Annotated in this window: 21 protein-coding genes; 5 read left to right on the top strand and 16 right to left on the bottom strand. The window is 67.6% G+C overall.

Features of this window, described 5'->3' with window-relative positions:
- The first annotated feature begins 52 nt into the window (after positions 1-52).
- Positions 53-871, top strand: a complete 819-nt coding sequence (locus tag WJ16_RS24725) for a PA3715 family protein (RefSeq protein WP_069259674.1) — start codon at positions 53-55, stop codon at positions 869-871.
- A 27-nt stretch (positions 872-898) separates the two neighbouring features.
- On the opposite strand, the gene WJ16_RS24720 is transcribed toward WJ16_RS24725, so the two are convergent.
- The 8 genes from WJ16_RS24720 to WJ16_RS24690 all read right to left on the bottom strand — a co-directional run bounded on the left by WJ16_RS24720 (position 899) and on the right by WJ16_RS24690 (position 6,459).
- Entirely contained in the window at positions 899-2,050 is a 1,152-nt protein-coding gene (locus WJ16_RS24720; RefSeq protein ID WP_069259673.1) for an acyltransferase family protein, read from the bottom strand.
- A 243-nt stretch (positions 2,051-2,293) separates the two neighbouring features.
- Positions 2,294-2,533: a hypothetical protein gene (locus WJ16_RS24715; protein ID WP_069259672.1), complete on the bottom strand. Its 240-nt coding sequence runs from the start codon at positions 2,531-2,533 to the stop codon at positions 2,294-2,296.
- Positions 2,530-3,171 (bottom strand): DUF2589 domain-containing protein, encoded by a 642-nt coding sequence (locus tag WJ16_RS24710; protein WP_069259671.1) that lies wholly within the window; start codon positions 3,169-3,171, stop codon positions 2,530-2,532. Before WJ16_RS24710 ends, WJ16_RS24715 begins: the two co-directional genes overlap by 4 nt.
- 4 nt (positions 3,172-3,175) lie before the next feature.
- Positions 3,176-4,036 (bottom strand): hypothetical protein, encoded by an 861-nt coding sequence (locus WJ16_RS24705; protein ID WP_069259670.1) that lies wholly within the window; start codon positions 4,034-4,036, stop codon positions 3,176-3,178.
- Positions 4,037-4,097: 61 nt separating this feature from the next.
- Positions 4,098-5,405, bottom strand: coding sequence for a DUF2589 domain-containing protein (locus WJ16_RS24700; RefSeq protein ID WP_084636113.1), 1,308 nt, complete (start codon positions 5,403-5,405; stop codon positions 4,098-4,100).
- Between the two features lie 110 nt (positions 5,406-5,515).
- Positions 5,516-5,878, bottom strand: a complete 363-nt coding sequence (locus WJ16_RS24695) for a hypothetical protein (RefSeq protein ID WP_069259668.1) — start codon at positions 5,876-5,878, stop codon at positions 5,516-5,518.
- Between the two features lie 169 nt (positions 5,879-6,047).
- The gene (locus tag WJ16_RS33765) at positions 6,048-6,203 is read right to left on the bottom strand and encodes a LuxR C-terminal-related transcriptional regulator (protein ID WP_236858380.1); all 156 of its coding nucleotides are present in this window, start codon (positions 6,201-6,203) and stop codon (positions 6,048-6,050) included.
- A gap of 7 nt (positions 6,204-6,210) precedes the next feature.
- Positions 6,211-6,459 carry a response regulator transcription factor gene (locus WJ16_RS24690; RefSeq protein ID WP_069259667.1) on the bottom strand — a complete coding sequence of 83 codons (249 nt, stop codon included), beginning with the start codon at positions 6,457-6,459 and terminating at the stop codon, positions 6,211-6,213.
- A 290-nt stretch (positions 6,460-6,749) separates the two neighbouring features.
- Here WJ16_RS24690 and pip point away from each other — a divergent pair, with 290 nt between their 5' ends.
- A complete protein-coding gene (pip, locus tag WJ16_RS24685) occupies positions 6,750-7,682 on the top strand; it encodes a prolyl aminopeptidase (protein ID WP_069259666.1) in 933 nt (310 codons plus the stop codon).
- A 10-nt stretch (positions 7,683-7,692) separates the two neighbouring features.
- On the opposite strand, the gene WJ16_RS24680 is transcribed toward pip, so the two are convergent.
- The 8 genes from WJ16_RS24680 to WJ16_RS24645 form a co-directional block, all read right to left on the bottom strand.
- Positions 7,693-8,298 carry a hypothetical protein gene (locus WJ16_RS24680; protein ID WP_236858378.1) on the bottom strand — a complete coding sequence of 202 codons (606 nt, stop codon included), beginning with the start codon at positions 8,296-8,298 and terminating at the stop codon, positions 7,693-7,695.
- Positions 8,299-8,657: 359 nt separating this feature from the next.
- Entirely contained in the window at positions 8,658-8,930 is a 273-nt protein-coding gene (locus WJ16_RS24675) for a hypothetical protein (RefSeq protein WP_069259665.1), read from the bottom strand.
- A gap of 178 nt (positions 8,931-9,108) precedes the next feature.
- Positions 9,109-10,140, bottom strand: a complete 1,032-nt coding sequence (locus tag WJ16_RS24670) for a transglutaminase family protein (protein ID WP_069259664.1) — start codon at positions 10,138-10,140, stop codon at positions 9,109-9,111.
- The gene (locus WJ16_RS24665; protein WP_069261120.1) at positions 10,134-12,740 is read right to left on the bottom strand and encodes a circularly permuted type 2 ATP-grasp protein; all 2,607 of its coding nucleotides are present in this window, start codon (positions 12,738-12,740) and stop codon (positions 10,134-10,136) included. Before WJ16_RS24665 ends, WJ16_RS24670 begins: the two co-directional genes overlap by 7 nt.
- Before the next feature lie 214 nt (positions 12,741-12,954).
- Positions 12,955-16,383, bottom strand: coding sequence for a transglutaminase family protein (locus WJ16_RS24660; protein ID WP_069259663.1), 3,429 nt, complete (start codon positions 16,381-16,383; stop codon positions 12,955-12,957).
- Positions 16,384-16,492: 109 nt separating this feature from the next.
- On the bottom strand, positions 16,493-17,476 hold the full coding sequence (locus WJ16_RS24655; RefSeq protein ID WP_069259662.1) for a transglutaminase family protein: 984 nt from the start codon (positions 17,474-17,476) through the stop codon (positions 16,493-16,495).
- Positions 17,477-17,484: 8 nt separating this feature from the next.
- On the bottom strand, positions 17,485-18,426 hold the full coding sequence (locus WJ16_RS24650) for an alpha-E domain-containing protein (RefSeq protein WP_069259661.1): 942 nt from the start codon (positions 18,424-18,426) through the stop codon (positions 17,485-17,487).
- 60 nt (positions 18,427-18,486) lie between these two features.
- The gene (locus tag WJ16_RS24645; RefSeq protein WP_069259660.1) at positions 18,487-19,902 is read right to left on the bottom strand and encodes a circularly permuted type 2 ATP-grasp protein; all 1,416 of its coding nucleotides are present in this window, start codon (positions 19,900-19,902) and stop codon (positions 18,487-18,489) included.
- Between the two features lie 602 nt (positions 19,903-20,504).
- Here WJ16_RS24645 and WJ16_RS24640 point away from each other — a divergent pair.
- From WJ16_RS24640 to WJ16_RS24630, 3 genes are all read left to right on the top strand, one after another.
- Positions 20,505-21,503, top strand: coding sequence for a LysR substrate-binding domain-containing protein (locus tag WJ16_RS24640; protein WP_069259659.1), 999 nt, complete (start codon positions 20,505-20,507; stop codon positions 21,501-21,503).
- Positions 21,504-22,206: 703 nt separating this feature from the next.
- Complete coding sequence (locus tag WJ16_RS24635; protein WP_069259658.1) at positions 22,207-22,644, top strand: hypothetical protein; 438 nt, start codon at positions 22,207-22,209, stop codon at positions 22,642-22,644.
- A 65-nt stretch (positions 22,645-22,709) separates the two neighbouring features.
- A complete protein-coding gene (locus tag WJ16_RS24630; RefSeq protein WP_069259657.1) occupies positions 22,710-23,504 on the top strand; it encodes a hypothetical protein in 795 nt (264 codons plus the stop codon).
- The last annotated feature ends 31 nt before the right edge of the window (positions 23,505-23,535 follow it).

Here is a 23,535-nt window from a genome sequence, read left to right as displayed (position 1 = left end):
GGGCCTTTTCTCATCCCGAGAAATTTGATAAGGATTACTTCCCGTCGCCACCATGAGAATCCTGCACGTCGCCCCGCTGCTGGCGCTCGCCACCGCCCCCGCCGCTCATGCAGCCGACAACCAGACTTGCGACGACGCAACCGTCGTCGCAGTCGCCCGCTGGGCCGGCATCACGAACGCGCGCGTCGCCGCACGCGACACGAACCGGCTCGTCGTCGCGTCAGCGTGCAAGGTCATGCCGAATGCGCCCGAAACGACGATCGCGGCCGTCGCGTTCGATTCGCTGCCGAAGAGCAAGAACCCGGACGAAAGCCACAAGTTGCAGGTCATCGCGCTCGTTGAGGGCGGCAAGGTCGTGGCGGCCGAAAAGTCGGTCGTCGAAGAGGATGCGGCGACGGAGATCGGCGAGAACAGCTATCGCATCGATACGGCGCGGTACCAACTGTCGCCCGACGTGCGTGCATTCGGCGTCGTGTTCACGAGCAGCGCGCGCGGGCCGAGTTGTCCCGATGCCGATGCCAGCGAGGAACTGACGCTGTGGGTACGCGAAAGCAACCGCATCCGTCCGGTATTTGGCACCAACCTCTATGGCTGGGTCAGCGTTGAAGGCGAAGCCTGCGGCCCTGGCGTGGGCGACGCGCGCAGCGAAGACGCCCGCATGACGATCGCCGTCGAGAAAACATCGAGTCACGGCTTCGCCGATCTGTCGATCACGGCGCACATCACGCAGTCGCAGCGCAAAGACCGCGAATACTCGGATACGGGAAAGCGCACGACGCGCACGATCGTCCACTACGACGGCAAGTCATATGGAATCGATATGTTCCGAAACTTCTGGTATTCGCCCGCCGCGATGAAGCGATTCAGGTAGGAACGCGGCGGGCAACTTCCTGCCCGCCTACTCCGCCACCTTCGCTCCGATCGCGTCGCCCGACGCCGGCATCCGCAGCGCATCGTCGCGCACGCGCCGCGTCTCGCGCGCCGCAAACCGATCCTTCAGCCGCAGGAACGGTTTTTCAACGAGAAAATAACTGGCCGTCGCGGCCAGCAACGCCCACACGATTCCAAGCGGGAACGCATGCGGAACCGGTAGATCCGGATTCGCAAACGGCTGCTGCCAAAGATAAAGGCTGAACGAGATCGTACCGACGAACACGACAGGCCGCGTACGCAACCATCGCGCACACCAGAACTCGCGACGAAAATTCAGCACGACGATCACGATCGCGATCAGCGCGGCTTCGAGCGTCACACCGTACGTCGCATTCCAGAATCCGCCGAGCCGATGTTCGGCAAGCGGCATGCCGATCAACACGACCGCGATGATCGCCGTCACGATGCGCGTCTCGTTGCGCCACGAACGAATCCACGCTTCGAGCCGTTCGCGGTTGAGCGACGCGTAGCAGCCGATCAGGATCGGATCGACACCCGTGTGCAGCATCGTCCCGAGCTGCCCGCGCAGCGCGGGCGCCACGCAATACGTGACGGCGCGCACGAGCGGCACGATCAGGATCAACGCAGCCAGCCAGCGCGTGCCGCCACGCCGCATCCCGTACACGAACAGCAGCGGCCAGAACCAGTAAAACTGCTCCTCGAGCGCAAGCGACCAGAAATGGCCGAGATACCACGCGCCGTCCGGATGCAGCGTGTTGTCGCCGGTCAGCCCGAACCACGCCGAGTAATTCCACAGATGCAGCGCCGCATACAGCCACTGGCGGCGGTCGACGTCGAACCCGCCGGCGCAGGCCACGATCGCGACCGCCGCGAGATACACGTAGCAGGCCGGCCAGATCCGCAGCGCGCGGCGCACGTAGAACGACGTCAGCGCGATGCCGCCCGTGCACGCGAACTCGGCGCGCAACACGGTGGTGATCAGGAAGCCGCTGAGGACGAAGAAGATCAGTACGCCGAGCCGGCCGTCGGCGAACAGCCGCAACGGCGCGTACCAGCCCGTGTAGCCGCCGGGCAGCACGTGCTCGGCGTGTCCGATCACGACCATCGCCACCGCGACGGCGCGCAACCCGGTCAACTGCGTGACGCGATGATTCATCGGCTGGTTTCCGTTGGCACGGTGGAGGGGCGGCCAACCGGCGCCCCGCTTCGGCACGCCGATCCGCCGCCGGGATTTTGTATGAAAAATATCCGAATGAAATTGCTTCAAAAATCCCGATGCCGCGCGCGAAACGCGTGCCGCCCGTGCCGCCCGTGCCAACCGGTCCGGGGCGGCGCGCAACGCCAGCCGCTTGCTGCATCGCCGCGACCCGCCGACCGCGGCAGGGTCGCGGCGCCGCCGTCACCGGTCGGCTTTCTTCTCCAGCAGCCGCACGTTCTGCTGCGCAACCTGCAGATCCTGCAGCCGGTCCACCAGCTCCGCGCAGCCCGTCTTGTCCATCTGGAACGACGTGCCGCACATCGGGCAGCGAACGTCGCTGCTGCCGAGAAAATCCGCCAGCGACAGCTTCACCCGCCCGCGCGCGCAGACCGGACACATGAAACCCGGTGCGTCGTTCAGCATCTTCTCGCTCGTCTTCATGACTCCCTCCTGGAGTGGTCGCCACCGTCGCCGGTGGCCTGGGTGCCGGCGCCGCCGACCTGGGCATTCATGCCCAGCAGCGCCAGCAGGTTGCCGATGCCGGCCGGGATGCCGGCCTGCCCGACCTCGACCTTGGCGCCGATGTTCGCCTCGAGAAACGGCGACACGTCCTCGCGCGTCCGGCCGCCGGCCTCGGGCCGGCCGCGCGCGAGCATCGCGCTCCAGCGGTACTGGCGCGGCGCGGCGTCGTCCGCATCGCCGGGCAGCAGCGGGATCGCGCACGTCGTCTTCACGCGCTCGGCGAGCAGCAGGCGCACGCCGAAATCGAAGGTCGCGGTCTTCACTTCGAGCAGCGGCAGCGGAATCAGCGACAGCACCGGAACCTGCACCCGGCGCCATTCGGTCCGGTACTTGTCGATCACCTGTTCGTAGTAGAACGTGATCATCCGCAGATCGCCGAAGTCGCTGTCGTCCGGCTCCCCCGGCTCGCAGCGGCGAGACGGATTCCGGACGAAGCCGAACTCGCGAACGTACTGGACGAACTGGCGCGCGGCCATGAAGTCGGCCTCGATCACGGCCTCGATCGGCGCGGCGAACAGGTACTGAAGATCGACGACGGGGCTGATGGAATCGGTCATGGCATCACTCCGTGACAACCAGTTCGTCACGCTCGCGGCCGCCTTCGCCGACGAGCACCCACTTGTAGTTGCGCAGCTTCGCGCGCAGCGTCAGCGTCTGCACGAATTCGGCCGGAATGCCCTGCAGCGCGGCCGGGTCCAGCGTCACCGCGAGCGACGGCACGCGCGCGGCCTCCGCCTGGATGCCGCGCTGCCGCTCGGCGGCCGCCGCGATCAGGCCGTCCAGCGCCGCCCAGCTCCTGTCGAGCGCCGCCTCGAACGACGCGCGTCCCGCATCGGTGCGATCGTCCGCGTCGAACACGTCCGCGAGGCTGTCGTCGAGCGACGCGTGGAGCACGTCGAGCAAACCGGCCCGCAACGCGTCGAGCGACGGCGGCGTGCCGCGCATGGCCTGTGTCAGCGCGTCGCCGAGCAGCGCGTGCAGGTTGCTGCCGAGCTCGCGCGCGACACGCGACGAACGCAATGCGTCGATCCGGTCGCGCAGCCGGTCGTCGCGCGCGCCAGCCGCCCCGCTCGCGCCGCGCACGGGGCCGAGTGCGCCGGCCAGATCCTGCAGCAGCCGCGCGCCGGCCTCCGTCGCCAGATCGGCGACGGCGACCCGCGACGGCAACGCATCGGCCGCCGGCGTGTCCGGATCGAGCCGCGCCGCCCGTTCGTCGCCGCCGGCGCTGTCCGCGCCCGGGGGCATCGCGAAGCGCAGCGTCACGTTCGCCTCGTCGAGCAGGCCGTTCGGCACCGGGAAATACTGGAGCAGCGGATCCTCGCGATACTTCACCGCGAGGCGCTTCGAATACAGGTTCGCGTCGTGCTGCGCGCCCGCGAGACTGTCGAGGAACGCGGCGGCGATATCCCGCAGATTGGTCATCGGTGTTCTCCTCTGACCCGCGCCGGCAAGCCGGCGCGGGCGGGTTGTCACAGCGGGCGGATCAGGGCTTGGCCTGCAGCGTGAGGGTCGTGGACACGGTGACGCCGTCGATCGTCGCGCTGACGGTCACGACCGACTGGCTGCTGTCGTCGAGCGCCTTGCACTCGATCTCGACCTTGCCGGCGCCATCCGTCTTCGGCGGGACGCTCGTCACGTCCTCGTTGTGCGCCTTGACCTCGAAGGCCTTGCCGCCGGCGTCGAACGCGAACTTCAGCGGGACACCCGCCGCCGGCGTGCCGTCCGGTTTCCGCGCGGTCAGCACGTCCTTGCCCAACTGGTCCTTGGCGATCGAGAGCGTCGCCGGCTCGCTGCTGAGCGAAGGCGGCACCGGCGGCGGCAACCGGTGCAGGATGCGCACCGGCACGACGACCGACTTGGCGTCGGTCTTGCCGCTGTCCGGCGCGGGGATCGACGCGGACACCGTCAGGTCGATCGCCTGCTCGGGAACGTCGCCTTCGGCCCAGAACAGGACGGACAACGAACCGTCGCCGTCGGTCCTGAACGCCGTGACCTTGCCGGCCGAATCGAACGGGATGGACGAACCGAACGGCGCGCGGCTCATCCTGAACTTGTCCGCGAGCGCGGGATCGATCTGGAACACGACTTCCGTATTGCCGGCGAACAGCCCGCTCGAATTCTGCAGGCGCACCTGCAGCATCTGCTGCTGCGACGGATCGCCGGACATCACGGTGGACAGCGCCGGGCTCACCTGCATGTCGCCGTTGCGGCTCGCGCCGGTCGCGGCGCTCGACAGGATGTTGAGCACGGTCGCGAGCCCGGCCGGCACGCCGGCCTGCGACGCGTGCACGAACACGTCCTGCGTGTACTCGACCGAATAGCGCGAATCCTGCGTCGCCTTCGAATCCTTCTTGCTCGAGTAGCTGGCCTTCATCTGCGCCGACAGGCTGAACGGCCCCCAGCCGATCTTGCCCTGCGCCGACAGTTCGCCCGCGATCGCCTCCGACTTCGACTCTTCCGACGTCGACGACGCGGCCGCGTTGATGTTCGCCTTGAACTGGATCGTCACTTCGTCGACCAGGATCAGCGGCACCGGCACGATCGTCAGCAGCGGCACGATCAGCTTCACCATCTGACCGTCCTTCTGGTACAGGAAGGTGACGTTGACGGCCTGCTTCACGCCGTCGGTGTCGGTCGTGAGGCCGACCTTGTCGATGAACTCGTAGGTGGATTTCGCGGCCATCGCCTGCGCGGTGATCGCGGCCTGCAACGGGCCGCCGATCAGGGCGCTGTAGTCGATACCGTTCAACAGACTCCGGGCGGACTCGGCCGCCGAATTGTCAACTGGCATGATGGATCTCCTGTGATTTCGGTTCCGCGCGCGCCGCCGTGCTGTCCCGCCGGCGCGTGCGGTACGTCACGCGGCCGCCGTGCCCGAACGGGCGGCGGCCGGGCCGGCCGTTATGCGTGCGGCGGCGGACGCAGGCGGAAGCGCATCCGGTTCTGGCTCAGTTCCGCATCCACGCTGTAGCGCCGCCAGATCGCGAAACCGGTCAGCAGCGCGAACGTGCTGACCGACGAGACCACCACGCCGCCGTAGATCGCGGCGTTCGACACGGGACGAAACGGCCACGTGAACAGCGCGGTATCGCCTTCCGCGAGATCCTCGGCGGCCCGCGGTTCGAGCAGCTTCGTCCACTCCTTGATCTGCTGCGGATCGAGGACGTCGACCAGGAACTCTCCGCCGAACTGATTGACGCGTTGCGCCACGGCAAGCTGCGTGGTGCGATCGTCCTTCCAGACAATCGTATTTTCGCCTTCCATTTTTCACTCCTTTTCATGATGAAAATCGGGTGAATTCGCCCTCGGAATATTGCGCATTCGCCCGCTGATGAGCGAATGCAATGCGATATCCGCCCGGCATTCAAATTGCGCCGAATACGAATACCCCTCAATACCTCCGATTGCGTAACGAAAACGGCAATCGCCGGCATCACAATTCACGGCCGATTTTCACCAGACGGGCAAGTTCGTGAATGGACAGTTTGCGCATGATGTTTTCACGATGCTTGCTGACCGTGCGCGGGCTGACGTCGAGCAATCTTGCGATTTCCTTGCTCGCGAACCCGGCGCCGATCAGGCGCAGCACATCCCGCTCACGCGGCCCGAGCGCGGCGATCTTCGCAACGAGAGAGGTCGTCCGCGAGCGGCGGCGCGTGTTCGACCGCGTAGGCCACCAGCTGCGCGGTGCCGCTCAGGCCGAGCTTGCGCACGATGTTCGCGCGGTGCTTGCGGACTGTCATCGGCGCGGCCCCCAATGCCGCGGCAATCTCCGTACAGCGCATCCCCCGCGCGATCAACGACACGATCTCGCGCTCTTTCCTCGTCAGAGAATCGCTTTCCATTCACAATCCCCGGAATTATTTTGATTTCTCATTGATTCGCGACGCATGGCCAGCGTCATGAGCGCATTTCACGCGTGGCACATGCATGAAATGCGACGACATATTGAATCGAAAAACGTGAACGACGCGATGCGTTTTTTTACGGATTTTTTCAATCGCGCTCGACGGGGATGACGATCGTCCGCGATGCCGGGGGCGGAACACGTCGTTCGGGTGAGTTGGGCATAATGGCGATCTGCTTCCAGCACCGGTTGCCCGGTATCTCACCGACCTTTCAATCAGGAAACGTCATGTACCCACCGATCGAACCCTACGCCCACGGCCATCTCGACACCGGCGACGGCCACCGCATCTACTGGGAGCGCTGCGGCAACCCGGCCGGCAAGCCCGCCGTGTTCCTGCACGGCGGCCCCGGCGCCGGCTGCAGCCCCGACCATCGCCGCCTGTTCGATCCGGAGCGCTACGACATCCTGCTGTTCGACCAGCGCGGCTGCGGGCGCTCGACGCCGCACGCCAGCCTCGAGAACAACACGACGTGGCATCTGGTCGCCGATATCGAGCGCCTGCGCGAGATGGTCGGCGCCGAAAAGTGGCTCGTGTTCGGCGGATCGTGGGGCAGCGCGCTGTCGCTCGCGTACGCGGAAACGCATCCCGAGCGCGTGAGCGCGTTGGTCGTGCGCGGCATCTTCACGATGCGTCGCGCGGAGTTGCTGTGGTACTACCAGGAAGGCGCATCGTGGCTGTTCCCCGATCTGTGGGAAGCCTTCGTTGCACCGATTCCGGAAGCCGAGCGCGGCGACCTGATGGCGGCCTACCATCGCCGGCTGACCGGCGACGACGAAGCCGCGAAGCTCGAAGCCGCGCGCGCGTGGAGCATCTGGGAAGGCCGCACGATCACGCTGCTGCCCGACCCCGAACTCGCCGCGCACTTCGCGGACGGTCGCTACGCGCTCGCATTCGCGCGCATCGAGAACCACTACTTCGTGAACAAGGGCTTCGTCGACGAAGGCCAGCTGCTGCGCGACGCGCATCGCCTGGCCGGCATTCCGGGCGTGATCGTGCAGGGTCGCTATGACGTCGCGACGCCTGCGCGCACCGCGTGGGATTTGTCGAAGGCATGGCCGGATGCGACGTTCGAGATCGTGCCCGGCGCCGGGCATGCATACAACGAGCCGGGAATCCTGGAAGCGCTGATCGCGGCGACGGACCGGTTCGCGGACTAGCCGCGCGACATCAGGAAGTCGTTTCCCCGCGCGCCGGATCCGCAGGCGCGTCGGAGTTCGCCCCTAGCTCCCAGTCGCTACGCGTCGGCGGCTTCGTCACGCGAATCAGCACCAGCGCAACACAGAACGTCAAGGCCACGTAGACCATGATCGGCTGCCACGGAATGGCAATCGCCATGCGTTGATATTCCTGCGGCATATGGCGAACCAGCGGTGTCGCGATCGACACGCAGCCCGCCGGCATGCCCAGCATCGCGGTCGCAGCCGTCATCAGCGCCATGCCGCAGTTCCACATGCGCCGCCCGCGCGGCGCGATGACGGTGCCCAGAACCAGCAGGACTGCCGCCGCCTGCAGCAGATTCTTCGGCCGGATATTCGGAATGATGTAGGCGAAAGCGCCGGTATGGGCCGCCGCATACGATATCGCCCAGTAATACAGTGCCGACGCTGCGGCCAGCAGACCGAAAGACACGAAGCGCCGCCCCGTCGAACCCGGCGTGACCTGCGGCAGGCTCAGGTAGTCGCTGCGGGGCCGGTTGTACATCAGCGCGAATCCGATGATGCCGAACGGCAACCCGACGAGCACGGGGACCCACGTCGACAACAGGAGCCACACGACACACCATGCGCCCCAGGTCGCCAGAGCGAGCGTGCGTCCCTAGCGGCGACGCAACGCAAGTGCGACGTGACTGACCAGCCCCGCAATCGCCGACACGAACAACGCGCCCTGCAACACTCGGAACTGCCACGACCACGCCGAAAGCGCATTCAGCGATCGCTCGTGCTGGACGAACAGCATGAACGGGACGAACTGCAGCAGTGACGTGATACGCGATCATGCGAATCGTCGTATAGCGGCGGGATGCGGGAATGGCAGTGCCGGTCGTGAGCGTGAGGCAGCGTCGAAGAGCCGGTCGGACCGAAAGCATACTCCTCGATCCGGTCAGCCGCGCCGCCCGTGTGCCACATATGTCGTCACAGAGCCGCTTCGACGATCGCCTTGCCGCTGATCGCCCGCTCGACGAGTTGCTCGTCGCCGACCTTGCGGATCGCATCGTCGAGCAGCCCTTCCGGCGCTTCGGTCGCCACCTTCAGCAGGCCCGACAGGCCGCGCGCGTCGAGCACCACCAGCGTCTCCATCGAATCCGCGCGGCTCACGAGCACACGGCGCCACGCCGGCCCCGCGCCGAAGCTCGCGCAGAGCGGAATCGTCTCGCTGCCGAGTGTGTAGTCGAAGGTCTTGATCATGATCCGCCGCCGTTGCAAGGGAATGGCGATGCGCGACAGTGCGGCGCCGTGACGCCGACGCACCCGCGCGTGCCACCGGCGCCCCGGATCGAGCCCGATCCGTTCGCCGGCATGACCATGCTAGGCGTGCAGTATTAACGAAGACTTAAACGGCATGCGCGCAGGTACGCGGCATGCGTCACGGCGCGTCGAGCGGCTCCACCGTCACGCCGACCTTCAGCTCCTGATCCGCGCCGCCGCCGCGGATCACGCCGCGCAGCGGCGTCACGTCCGCATAGTCGCGGCCGATCGACAACATCACGTAGTCATCACCCGGCGCGCGATCGTTGGTCGGATCGAGCTGCAGCCAGCCGCCGTCCTCGGGCCATGCCGGGTCGTACACGTCGACCCATGCATGCGACGCGTCGGCGCCGATCAGCCGCGGCTGCCCAGGCGGCGGCTGTGTGAGCAGATAGCCGCTCACGTATCGCGCGGCGAGTCCGAGCGAGCGCAGTGCGCCGATCATCACGTGCGCGAAATCCTGGCACACGCCCTTGCGCAAGCGCAGCGCATCGAGCGCGGACGTCGTGATGTCGGTGCTGTTCGGCGTATACGCGAAATCGGCATGCACGCGCCGCATCAGGTCCCACGCGGCCTGCACGAGCGGCCGTTGCGGCGTGAAGCTCGCGGCCGCATACGCGGCGAGTTCGGGATCGCACGCGACGTGCGGCGACGTGAACACGAATTCGCTCGCCGGGTCGTAAGGCTGCCCCGCGCGGAACCGCAGGCGGTCGCGCACGGCTTCCCATGCGGTCGCGTGCCCGGCACCGGGATGCGCGATCGCAGGCGGCGGCGCGCCACGCGCGCCGAGCGACCACACGGGCGGCATCACGCGTACCGTGCTGCGGCTGCGCACGAGCAACGTGTCGTGCGGCTGGTTCAACGCGAACGACGCGCGCGCGTTGCCGAACGCATCGATCTCGGTGCCGACCGATTCCGGCACCGGATCGATGTCGAGCGCGAACGACAGCACCTGCTGGCGCGGCGTGACGAGCGGTTGCAGGCGGGCTTGATGCTGCGCCGATTCGACACGCGCCGCGTAACGGTATTCGGTATCGTGCGTGACACGCAGCAACCGGCCCGGCGCCACGGCCGTCGCGGCCGGCGCCGGTGTCTTGCGCGTCTCCGCCGCGCCCGGCACCGCTTTCGTCGCGCCTTTCGTCGTCACCATAGCGTCCTGCCCGCCTCGCGCACGTGGCTGAAATAGCGCTCGCCGATCCGGTTCGACAGTTCCCGGACCGCCTTCACCGTCGTGTCGAGCGCATCGAGCAGCGTGTCGTGCCGGCCGCCGTCCGTGGTCTCGCACAGCTCGTGCAGCGACCACGTGGGCACGTCGGGAATCGTCTCGGCCAGCTCGGACAGCGCGTAGCCTTCGCTGCGCTCGACCTTCGTCAGCCGGCCGCGCAGCGCCTGCACGACCCAGCCGAGCGAGCGCGGGTTGTCGGTATCGAGCACGACGAGCGACAGCAGCGGCGCCACGTCGAAGCCGCGCTGGAACCGCGACCGGAACGTGATCGTGCTGTCGAACAGCTCCAGCACGAGCTCGAAGCCGTCCTGCCGGTGCACCGCGCCTTCGTCGAACGCGAATTTCAGCACACTGCCCAGGAAGTCCAGCCGGTCGATCTGCCGGCCGATCGACAGCAGGCGCCAGCCGTCGTCGCGCGTCATGTTGTCGGTCTGCGCGCCCGTGATCGCACCGAGCAGCAGGCCGACGCGCTCCAGCAACTGCAGCGCCTCGTTGCCGATCTGCTCCTCGGCTTCGGGCTGGCCCGCGCTGTCCGCGAACAGCTGGGTCGCGTCGTCGATCAGCCGCCACTGGTCGCTCGACAGCCGTTCGCGGATCGCGGCGGCAGCGCCGCGCATCCCGAACAGGCACGACGCGATGCCCGACGTGCGATCCGCGCCGCGCGTGAGCGCCGTCGCGAGCGCGTGCTGGAACGCGCGCGGCGCATCGACGGCGTTCGGCGCATCGGCCGCGATCAGGCCCGTGTCGCGGCACAACGTATCGATGAGTTCGAGATGCGCGGGGCTGTCGACGTCGTCCTCGCCGCGCAGCCGTTCGAGCGCCGCACGCGCGAGGCGCATCAGGTTGGTCGCGCGCTCGGTATAGCGACCGAGCCAGAACAGGTTCTCGGCCGCGCGACTCGCGATCGCGCGCGGCTGCTCGACGAGGTCGTCGGGGCCGAGGTGCGTCTGCAGCAGCGTCGTCGGATCGACGATGCCCTCGGTCATCACCCACGTATCGACGGTGCTGCCGCCGCGCGGCATCGGCGCGTTGAACAGCGTATCGCGCATGCCGACCCGCGACAGTCCGCCCGGCAGCAGCCGCCAGCGCTGCGCACCGTCGGCGAGCGCGAACACGCGCAGCAACAGCGGCTTCGGCACGATGCGCGCGCTGCCGGGGCCGTCGGGCGCGTCCTGGCGCGGCCAGGTCGGCGCCTGCGACAGCGGCAGGTCGGCCTGCACCGTGTAGTGCTCGGGCCGCGCGAGAATTCGCGCGCGCCACTCGGCGAGCTGCGCCTGCGTGAGCCGCGCGCCGATCACCGGCTCGAACGCGCCGCCGGCCTGCACGTCGGATGGATAGGATGCCTTCACGATGCCGCGCGCGAGCTGCGGCAACGCGTCGTCGCACGCGGCCGCCTCGCCGCACCACCACGAATGCACGGCCGGCAGCGTCAGCGTTTCGCCGAGCAGCCCTTCCGCGAGACGCGGCATGAAGCCGAGCATCGCCGGCGATTCGAGGAAGCCCGAACCCGGTGCATTCGCGAGCAGCACGTTGCCCGCGCGCACGGCCTGCAGCAGCCCCGGCACGCCGAGCATCGAATCGGGCCGCAGTTCGAGCGGGTCGAGCCACGCGTCGTCGACGCGCCGCAGGATGCCGTGCACGGGTTCGAGCCCGCGCAGCGTCTTCAGGAACACGCAGTTGTCGCGCGCGGTCAGGTCGCCGCCTTCGACGAGCGTGAGGCCGAGGTAGCGTGCGAGATACGCGTGCTCGAAATACGTCGCGCTGTGCGGCCCGGGCGTGAGCAGCACGATCCGCGAATTCCTGCGGGCCGGGCTGAGCGCCTGCATGCTCTGCAGCAGCGCGCGGTACGCGGACGCGAGCCGCTGCACGCGCAGCCCGCGAAATCCGCTCGGAAAGAGCCGCGACACGATCAGCCGGTTTTCGAGCAGATAACCGAGGCCGGCCGCGCCCTGCGTGTGCTGCGCGACGATCCGCCACTGCCCGTCCGGGCCGCGCGCGAGATCGAATGCGACGACGTGCAGCCAGGTATCGCCCGGCACGCGCGCGCCGCGCATCGCACGCTGGTAGCCGGGATGGCCGGTCACGAGCGCCGGCGGCAGCAGCCCGCGCTCAAGGATGGTTTGCGGCCCGTACAGGTCGGCCAGCGTCGCGTTGAGCAGCCGCACGCGCTGCAGCACGCCGCGCTCGATCCCGACCCAGTCCTCGGGCGTGACGATCAGCGGCAGCAGGTCGAGCGACCACGGCCCGGCCGCGCCGTCTCCGGCGCGCTGCTCGTGCAGCTGGTAGAACAGGCCGTTCTCGCGCATGCGCCGGTGCAGCGCATCGGCGCGCCGGTCGAGATCGGCCACGCCATCGCTGCCGATCGACGTGAAGAAGCTGCGCCACGCGGGCGCGAGCGCAGGCGCGGTCAGGCCGGCCGCGCTCCCGCGCAGTTCGTCGTAGCGGCCGGCGGCGGCCGGCGCCGCGAGCGCGGCGGCCAGTTCGGCGGCATCCGGCTGCGCGCCGGTATCGAAAAGCGTGGGCATCGCGTCGAGGGCGGCGAGATGATCGGTGTCAATGGGCGGCAAGATAGCGTTCCGTCGTCAGGGCGCAACCGCGCACGCGCGCCGCCGCACGGGCGGCAGGCCGCGGCGCGCGGCCGCAATCTGCCCGCATCCTAGCATTCCGGCCGGGCCGCCAGCGCCCGGCGCGCCCGCGGGTCGCGCACCGCGCATCGTCGTCCGTTCCGTCATCGCCCGGTCACGGCCGCCGCAGGTCGAGCGTAAACGGGAATTCGCGGCTCGGCGCGGCGGCCGCGACGTCCATGCGCCCCGGCGTATGCCCCATCTCGACGAAGCGGGCGAGCCGGCGGCTCTCGGCCTCGTACGCATTGACGGGAAACGTCGCGTAGTTGCGCCCGCCCGGATGCGCGACGTGATAGCGGCAGCCGCCGAGCGAGCGTTGCAGCCACGTATCGACGATGTCGAACGTGAGCGGCGCGTGCACACCGATGGTCGGATGCAGCGCGGACGGCGGCGACCACGCCTTGTAGCGCACGCCCGCGACGTACTCGCCGACAGTGCCGGTCGGCTGCAGCGGCAGCGCGCGGCCATTGACGGTCACGACGTGGCGGTTGTCGTTCAGGCCCGTCACGCGCACTTCGAGCCGCTCGACCGACGAATCGACGTAGCGCACCGTGCCGCCGGGCGCGCCCTCCTCACCCATCACGTGCCACGGCTCCAGCGCGCCGCGCAGCGACAGCTGGAGCCCGTTCACCGCGATCTGGCCGAACAGCGGGAAACGGAATTCGAAGTGCGGCGCGAACCACGCGGGATCGAACGCGAAACCGGCGTCGCGCAACTCGGTCAGCACGTCGTCGAAATCCATCTGAAGAAACGCGGGCAGCATGAAGCGGTCGTGCAGCGCAGTGCCCCAGCGCGTGAGCGGCGTCGTATACGGCGCCGCCCAGAAACGCGCGACCAGCGCGCGCAGCAGCAACTGCTGCACGACGCTCATCCGCGCATGCGGCGGCATCTCGAACGCGCGCAGTTCGAGCAGCCCGAGCCGGCCGGTCGACGAATCGGGCGAATACAGCTTGTCGATGCAGAACTCGCTGCGGTGCGTGTTGCCGGTCACGTCGATCAGCAGGTTGCGCAGCACGCGGTCGACGAGCCACGGCGGCATGTCCTGCCCGCGCAGCAGCGTGTTGCGCTGGATCTCCGCGAACGCGATGTCGAGTTCGTAGAGCTGGTCGTTGCGCGCTTCGTCGACACGCGGCGCCTGGCTCGTCGGCCCGATGAACAGCCCGGAGAACAGGTACGACAGCGACGGGTGGTTGTGCCAGTACGCGATCAGGCTCGCGAGCAGGTCCGGGCGGCGCAGGAACGGGCTGTCGGCCGGCGTCGCGCCGCCGAGCACGACGTGGTTGCCGCCGCCCGTGCCGACGTGGCGGCCGTCGACCATGAACTTCTCGCTGGAGAGCCGCGACTGCCACGCGGCGTCGTACAGGAATTCGGTGTGGTCGACGAGCTCGTCGAAGTTCGTGGCCGGATGGATGTTCACCTCGATCACGCCGGGGTCGGGCGTCACCTGCAGCATCTTCAGCCGCGCGTCGCGCGGCGGCGGATAGCCTTCGAGCACGAGCTTCACGCCGAGCGCATGCGCGGTCAGCTCGATCGCGGCGAGCAGGTCGAGATAATCCTCGAGCGCGGCGAGCGGCGGCATGAACAGGTACAGGATGCCGTTGCGCACTTCGACGCACAGAGCGGTGCGCGTGATCCACGCGGCCGACTCGAAGCGCGCCGGCACGCGGCTCGCGTCGCGCGCGGCCGGTCCGCCGTTGCGGGCCGCGCCGTCGTCGCGCCACTGCATTACGGTCGGCGCGGTTGCGTCGCGATGCACGCCGGACAGGTAGCGCGGCGCATCGGCCGGGCCCGCATGGCGCGCGCGGATCGCGTCCGCGTTCGGCAACGCGTCGCGCGGCGCGAACGGATCGCGCTCGACGAGATACGGATGGTCGGCACGGCTCGCCCACGGCAGCGAATCGAGCGGCAGCCGGTAGCCCATCGGCGAATCGCCGGGCACGAGGTACATCCGCTCGTCGCGGAAGAACCACGGGCCCGTCTGCCAGCGCGGCCCGTCGAGGCCCGGCCGATCGCGGCCCGGTGCATCGTCCGCGCGCTTCACCGGCAGCACGTAGCCGACCACGCTGTCGAGCTGCTGCTCGAACACCTTGCGCAGCCGCGCGCGCTCGAGCTCGTCGTCGAGCCGCGAGTCGAACGGATCGACGTTGACCGGCAGCCGGCGCTCGCGCCACAGGTAGTACCAGACGTCCTCGTAACCCGGCCGGATGAATTCGCCGGTCAGGTTCAGCCGCGCGGCCAGCGCATCGATGAAGCGCTTCGCGTCGTCGGTCGTGTACGCGGACGGCTCGCGCTCGTCGGCGAACAGCGACGGATCGTGCCACACGGGCTGGCCGTCCGCGCGCCAGAAGATCGACAGCGCCCAGCGCGGCAGCTGCTCGCCCGGATACCACTTGCCCTGCCCGAAATGCAGGAAGCCGCCTTCGCCGTATTCGGCGCGCAGCCGCTGCACGAGTTCGGTCGCATAGCCGCGCTTGGTCGGGCCGAGCGCGTCGGTGTTCCATTCGGCGCCGTCGCGATCGTCGATCGACACGAAGGTCGGCTCGCCGCCCTGCGTGAGCCGCACGTCGCCGGCCGCCAGCGCGCCGTCGACGTGCGCGCCGAGCGCGCGCACCGCATCCCATTGCGATTCCGTATACGGCTTCGTCACACGCGGCGATTCGTACACGCGCGCCACGGCCATCTCGTGCTCGAACGACACCTCGCACTCGTCGATCAGCCCCTCGACCGGCGCGGCACTGGTCGGCTGCGGCGTGCAGGCCAGCGGAATGTGGCCCTCGCCGGCGAGCAGGCCCGAGGTCGGATCGAAGCCGATCCAGCCGGCGCCGGGCAGGTACACCTCGCACCATGCGTGCAGGTCGGTGAAATCGACCGACGTGCCGCTCGGGCCGTCGAGCGACTTCACGTCGGGCGTGAGCTGGATCAGGTAGCCCGACACGAAGCGCGCGGCGATGCCCAGATGCCGGCACAGCTGCACGAGCAGCCACGCGCTGTCGCGGCACGAGCCCGATGCGAGTTCGAGCGTCTGCTCGGGCGTCTGCACGCCCGGCTCCATCCGCACCAGATAGCCGATATCGCGCTGCAACTGCTGGTTCAGCGCGACGAGGAAGTTCACGGTGCCGGCCGGCGTGCGATCGACGCCGTCGACATACGCGCGGAACAGCGGCGCCGCACTCGTCTGCGGGTCGCGGGCGAGATACGGCGCGAGCTCGGTCTTCAGCGCGTCGTCATAGCTGAACGGGTATTGCTCGGCGCTCGCTTCGAGGAAGAAGTCGAACGGGTTGTACACCGACATCTCGGCGACCAGGTCGATCGTGATCTCGAAGTGCTCGGTGCGCTCCGGAAACACGAGCCGCGCGAGATAGTTCGAGAACGGGTCCTGCTGCCAGTTGATGAAGTGCTGCGCGGGCTCGACGGTCATCGAATACGCGAGGATCGGCGTGCGGCAGTGCGGCGCGGGCCGCAGCCGCACGACCTGCGGGCCGAGGTTGACGAGCCGGTCGTAGCGATAGCGGGTGGTGTGATGCAGCGCGACGTGGATGGACATGGGAGCTCGATTCGGGTTGGGGTCGGTTCACGTCAGGCCGGCCGCGCGCGCCGCGTCGGCTGCGACGCGGCGGCATGGCGTGGCGGATTCGGCGAAAGCGCGCGCCGGGTCAGACCAGTTCCGGCGTCTGCACGACGCTGATCTCGAGGCCGACGGCCGTCGCGCCGAGCCCCGTCACCGGCTGCGCGTCGCGATAGTCGAGGCCGACCGCGATGCGCACGTAGCGCTCGTCCGGGCAGCGATTCATGAACGGATCGAACCCGACCCAGCCGAGCCCCTCGACATAGGCCTCGGCCCACGCATGGCCGGCCGGCTGCTGCATCAGCGCGGCGGCCTGCGGCTGCGCGCCGAGCGCCGGTTGCGGCACCCCCTGCGATTGCGACTGCACGGCGTGCGACGCGCCGAGCACCTGCTGCATGCCGTCGCCGGTCTGCAGCGCGAGCGCGGCTTCTTCTTCTTCGTCGCCCGTGTTCTGCTTCGCGTCGGCGATGCGCTGCATCGCGTTGTCGGCCAGCACGTAGCCCGAGATGTAGCGCGCGGGAATCTTCAGCACGCGTGCGGCCGCGATGAACGCATGCGCATGGTCGCGGCTCGTGCCCTCGCCGCTTTGCAGCGCGGTTTCCGCGTCGACGGGCGCGTCGGCGGCCAGGTTCGGCGCATACGCGATGCGGTCGTGCACTTCCGTCATCAGCCAGTGCAGCGCGTCGAGGCTGCGCGGCTCGATCGGCAGCGCCTGCGTGAGCGCGCGCACGGTGTCGCCCGCCTTCGTGAGCGCGGTTTCGCGCTCGAAGATCCACGGCGGCGCATAACCTTCAGGATTGCCGAGAATACCCGCGCGGTCCTGCGTCTCGACTACGCCGGCCGCGACGACGACGACCTCGGCCTTCGCGCCGCGGTCGTGCCGCACGAGGTCGATCCGGTTGCCGAACCCGTCGTCGTAAGACAGCGTCGGCTCGACGCCGTCGATCGTGACCTGCCATGCGCGCACCGTCTGCCCGGGGCCGGACTGCGGGCGCAGCCGCAGCCGCTGCAGCGCATGGGTGGCTTGATCGTCGAACCGGTAACGCGAGATGTGTCGAATGGCGAGTCGCATGGCAAGTCTCAGTCGAAGTTGTAAGCCTGGGCGATTTCGAGCCCGAGGCTGTTGTTGCGGCCGATGAAGTCGGTCAGGAACTCGTGCAGGCCGCTCTTGAAGATCCGCTCGACCGAGGTATCGGACAGCATCTGCAGGATCTTCGCGGCCGTGTCGTGACACGGGTGTGTCACGCCGTAATCCTTCGCGAGCAGGTTCAGGCTCGACACGACCCGCCCGTAGCAATAGCGCAGCGAGCGCGGCATGCGGCCGTTCAGGATCAGGTAGTCGGCGATGTTCAGCGGCTTGTACTGCACGTCGTACACCCAGCGGTACGAACGGTGCGCGGCGACGCAGCGCAGGATGGTCTCCCACTGGTAGTTGTCGAGGATCGTGCCGACGTGCGACACCGACGGCAGCAGCAGGTGGTATTTGACGTCGATGATCCGCGCGGTGTTGTCCGCACGCTCGACGAACGCGCCGATCTGCGCGAAATCGAAGATCTCGTTGCGCAGCATCGTGCTGTAGAAGCTGCCGAGGATCAGCGCGGTTTCGCGCTTCACCTCGTCGAGCACGGCCGGCAGCGCGCTTTCCGGCACCGGTTGCGCCAGGGCGCGGCGCAGCGCGAGCCATGCGCCGTTCACGCTCTCCCACGCCTCCCGCGTGAGCGCCGTGCGCACCATCCGCGCGTTCGAGCGCGCGGCCTCGATACACGACAGCACGCTCGACGGGTTGTCGCGGTCGCGCAGCAGGTAGTCGGTCACGGTATCGGCCGCATACGCGTCGTATTTCTGCCGGTAGCCGTGATCGGTGCCCGAGCTGACGAGCACCGACGACCATTCGGCCGGCGCGTCGGACGTGCGCGTGAGCGCCATCCGCAGCCCGGCATCGACGATGCGCGCGATGTTCTCCGCGCGCTCGATATAGCGGTACATCCAGTAGAGCCCGCTCGCAGTACGTCCCAGAAGCATCTCGTGTCCACTCCGTCTTCGTTCGGTTCGCGCGCCGGTGCCGGCGCGCTCGTGTCCGGCTCAGTCGGCCAGCACCCAGGTGTCCTTGGTGCCGCCGCCCTGGCTCGAGTTGACGACGAGCGATCCCTCCTTCAGCGCGACGCGCGTGAGCCCGCCCGGCGTGATGCGGATCCGGTCCGACACCAGCACGAACGGCCGCAGGTCGACGTGGCGCGGCGCCAGCCCGGCTTCGGACAGGATCGGCGTCGTGGACAGCGCGAGCGTCGGCTGCGCGATGTAGTTCGCCGGGCGCGCGCGCAGCTTCGCGGCAAAGGCTTCGAGCTCGGCCTTCGACGCGCACGGCCCGACCAGCATCCCGTAGCCGCCGGAGCCGTGCACTTCCTTCACCACCAGTTCGTCGAGATGGTCGAGCACGTACTTCAGGCTGTCCGCCTCGCCGCAGCGCCAGGTCGGCACGTTCTCCAGCAGCGCCTTGCGGCCCGTGTAGAACTCGACGATCTCCGGCATGTACGAGTAGATCGCCTTGTCGTCGGCGATGCCCGTGCCGGGCGCGTTCGCGATCGTGATGTTGCCGGCGCGGTACACGTCCATGATGCCTGCCACGCCGAGCACCGAATCGGGGCGGAACGTGAGCGGATCGAGAAACGCGTCGTCGACGCGGCGGTACAGCACGTCGATCGGGCGGAAGCCCTCGGTCGTGCGCATCGCGACGCGGCCGTCGATCACCTGCAGGTCGCTGCCTTCGACGAGATGCACGCCCATCTGGTCGGCGAGGAACGAATGTTCGTAGTACGCGGAATTGTGGATGCCGGGCGTGAGCACCGCGATGGTCGGGTTGTCGGCGTTGCCGCCCGGCGGGCATACGGCCGCGAGCGACTGGCGCAGCATCTGCGGATAGGTCTCGACCGGACGCACCTTCACCTGCTGGAACAGCTCGGGGAAGAGCTGCATCATCGTCTCGCGGTTTTCCAGCATGTACGACACGCCGGACGGCGTGCGCGCGTTGTCCTCCAGCACGTAGAACTCGTTCTCGCCGGTGCGCACGATGTCCACGCCGATGATGTGCGTATAGACGTTCCCGGGCGGCCGGAAATCGATCATCTCCGGAATGAACGCTTCGTTGTGCGCGATCAGGTGCTTCGGCACGATGCCCGCGCGCACGATTTCCTGGCGGTGATAGATGTCGTCGAGGAACGCGTTGAGCGCCATCACGCGCTGCTCGATACCGAGCGACAGGCGGCCCCATTCGGCGCCGGAGATGATGCGCGGGACGATGTCGAACGGGATCAGCCGCTCGGCGGCCTCCGCATCGCCGTAGACGGCGAACGTGATGCCCGTCCTGCGGAACACGCCTTCCGCATCGTGGGCCTTCTGGGCGAGGCTCGCGGGATTCTGCGTGTCGAGCCACTGCTTCAGGCGCGCGTAGGGCGCCCTTACCATGTCGCCGGATTGCAGCATTTCATCGAATGGCTTCATCGATCTTTTCTCCATCGATCGTTTTCCCCGGCATTGCGCATGCCGGACCGGCGTAACCACTACTTTGCAAGGAACGTGCCTTGCGGAATCCGCTCGATAATCCCCCCTTTTCGCGCGCCGCCAGGCACGCCCGTGCGGCATCGCGCACCATGTCGGTGCAACGCCCGACGCGACGGGCGACGGCGGTGCGCCGCCTTCGGGCACGGCCCATGCTGCGCCGCGTCTGACGAACATAGTTCCCCCGCGTGTCACGAATGTGCAATCTGCACTGCACCATAAACCCGTCGCCCGGGGCCCCCGGACCACCGGAACGAACGGATCGAAAAGGCGGGCCGGTACGCGCACGGCGCAACCGGCCCTAGGGGGGAAGTACCGTCTGCGGCCGTGCCGGCAGTTCGACGCGATGAACTGACCGGTTAGCCGGGTCCGGCACCTCGAACCTATGCAGCCGTAATCCCGCCGACAACGCCCATGCGTATTTCGACTGACACCGATCGAAAAAAAACATCGGGCGACATGCACGAGGCGCGGTACGCTAGACCGTTCGTGCAGCGAAGCGGCGCCGCCCTTCAGGCCCGCGACTATAAAAAGCGAAGATCGAAATGGAAGCAAAGTGGCTGGAAGATTTCCTGAGCCTTGCGGATACCAGGAGTTTTTCCCGGGCCGCCCGTAACCGTCATCTCACGCAGTCGGCATTCAGCAGACGAATTGCCGCACTCGAAACCTGGATGGACGCGAAGCTGGTCGACCGGAGCATCAACCCGATCACGCTCACGCCGGCCGGCCAGATGTTCCGCGGTCTCGCCGCGGACATCCTGCGCAGCATGTATGCGGCGCGCAATCTCGTGAACGGCTACGACCAGTTCGCGGCCAGCGACCAGGTCGTGCGTTTCGCGGTCGCCCATACGCTCGTCTTCACGCTGTTTCCCGAATGGCTCAAGCAGCTCAACGGCGAGGTCGGCCACGTGACCGCGCGCGTCAACGCGGTGAACGTGCCGGAAGGCGTGCAGCAGCTCGTCGAAGGCGAATGCGACCTGCTGCTCGGCTATCACCATCCGCAGTTGCCGATCGTGCTCGACCCGAACCACTTCCCGTTCGTCAGCCTCGGCGTCGAACGGATTCTGCCGGTATCGACGCCCGACGCGCGCGGCGCGCCCGTGTTCCGGTTGCCCGGCACCCCCGATGCGCCGCTGCCGCTGCTCGCGTATTCGTCGGGCGCGTTTCTCGGCAACATCGTCGAGATGCTGCTGTTGAATGCCACCGAGCCGTACGTGCTGCAACGCTGCTTCGAGACGCACATGTCCGAGGCGTTGAAAGGGATGGTCGTGGCCGGACACGGGATCGGCTGGCTGCCTGAAAGCTGCGTCGCGAAGGAGCTCGCGGAAGGCACGCTCGTGTGCGCGGGCGACGGCGACTGGATCACCGAGCTCGAAATTCGCCTGTATCGGTCGGCCCGCAAGCGCGGGCTCGCAGCCGAGCAGCTGTGGACCTACATCATGAACCGGCCGCCCGCGGCGCTCGATGGGGCGATCGACTCGGCCGAACCGGCGCCCGCGCCGGCGATGCGCGTCGCACGACGCAGCGCAGCCGGCAGCCTCTGATCGTCGCGTTCGCGTCGTCTCGATCGACGCGCGAACGCAGGGACCCTTTGCGGTGATCCGGTGGACGCATGCGGCCGTCGCATATCGCATTTTCCGCGCACACGCCCCGCTCTTCCGTAGCAAGCCACGATCCCGTCACAGCCCGAAAATTATCGCGCCAGACGGGAAATCGTTACCAGGCAAATGGCAAACGTTTGCATTCCGCAAATGATTTACTTTACATGCGACATAACCGGGTCTTTATTATCAGACCGATTATCTGGTCGGAAATAACCTGTTACATATCAAAATAAAAGTTTCGATTTATCTGCAACCGTCTAAAATACGCGAAGCGTGGCCTCTTGATTTCGAATCACGCAATTCGTGTCCGGATCGATATCAGACACGGCAGCAAAAATTCCTTTTATCAGTCGTTACTTTTCGGCACGAAAGTCGATACGTCCGACGTGATTCCATGTGCCATGGATCATCGCTACCGAATAGCAATATTCATATTCGGCAATTTCGACTTTCTTCATGATTAATAGTTTCATACGAATCAACGGCAATCCTATTTAAATAAGACATTTCAAAGCCGTCCCATTCCGGCCACATGCGGTTGTTGGCTCATATTCCATCGTGTATCAATAGCGTGTCGCAAAAATAACGTTGGAAAATCTGACTCGGAATGAATGCGCGCCATTGATTCCGGACGGGAGGTTCAATGTCTTCCTCGTTTCGACAGCAGCATGCTCACCCTTTGCTGGGCGCCGTCATCTCCGCGCTTTGCGTGAATACGATGGCCCAGACGCCCGCTTCCCAGCCATCCGCCGCCGCCGCGTCCGCTCCGGGTGCGGGCCGCTACGTCATTTCGTACGTCTGCGGCGATGCGCGGATCGACGGCACCGCCCCGCTTCCGCCCGACGGCCGCCCGTACAACCTGGGCGTGTCGTTCGTGTCGGCGCAGACCGGGCAGCCGCTCTCCAACGTCCAGGTGCGCCTGCGCCGACATGGCCGCGTACTCGTCGAATTCAACGCATCCGGATCGCGCTGCCTGTTCAGCGTGCCCGATGCGAGCTACCGGGTCGAAGGGACCTATCAGGGCGCCACCCAGTTCGCGATCGTCGAAACGGGCGTGCTGACCACGCAGTTGCGATGGTGAGCGCTGCCGCCCACCCCGCCCCGATCACGCCTTTCATCGCAACGTATCGAATCGAGGAGTTCGGAATGACTCGCGCAGAACGACCGGACGGCTCGCCCGTTCATCAGCCGAAACCGTCCTGGGGGCCAGGAAAGAACGCCGCGCTCAGCTTCGTCGCGTTCGCCGCGATCTTCGGCATCTTCGCGTACACCGAACGGGACACGAGGATCGGCCATGCCAGCATGACGCACGACCTCTCCGGCGCGATCGGAACCGCCGTCGGGAAGTACCGCCACGCGATCGTGGCCGCGAGCGAGCGCATGACGGGCGCGTCCGGCATGTCCGGAGCGTCGGCCGCCCCCGCGCCGGCACTCGCCGAGGCCGCGCCGCCCGCGACGCGGCAGCCGTCCGCTCCGGATGCGCCCGCTGTATCGGCGGCACCGCCCGCGATGCTCGCGGTCGGGCCGGACACCGCGCCACGGGCGCGAACCCACGGCATCGCGAAACACCGGCAATCGTCGCATGCTGCGCCCGCAATGCTGACGGCCGACTCGCGTTCCGCGCCGGCCCGCGGCCTCGCCGCCGTCCGGCCAGGCGCCGCCCACCGCACGCCGCGAACCGAAACGCTCGCGGGCACGAAAAAGCGCCTGGATTTCGCGCCGAATCCGCAGCCGTACGGCGCCGATTCGGCACGGATGCAGACGGCGAGCATCACGCGCCCGGAACTGGAAAGCGCGCGTGCGCTGGCGAAGGCGCGCTCGTGCGCGGTGATCGACGAATGGAGCTGCGTCGAGCAAAACGCGAGCCGCGCGCTCGCGATCGACCCGAAGAACAGCGAGTCGCGCGCGTTGCTCGGGCAAGCGGTCCGCAATCGGCTGTAGGCCGAACGCCGCACGGCCGTGCCATACGCAG

Origin of the sequence: Burkholderia metallica (assembly GCF_001718555.1) — a bacterium.
In the GTDB taxonomy this organism is placed as follows: Bacteria; Pseudomonadota; Gammaproteobacteria; order Burkholderiales; family Burkholderiaceae; genus Burkholderia; species Burkholderia metallica.
The sequence above is the reverse complement of the archived record's forward strand: the minus strand, read 5'-3'. Positions and strand labels throughout refer to the sequence as shown.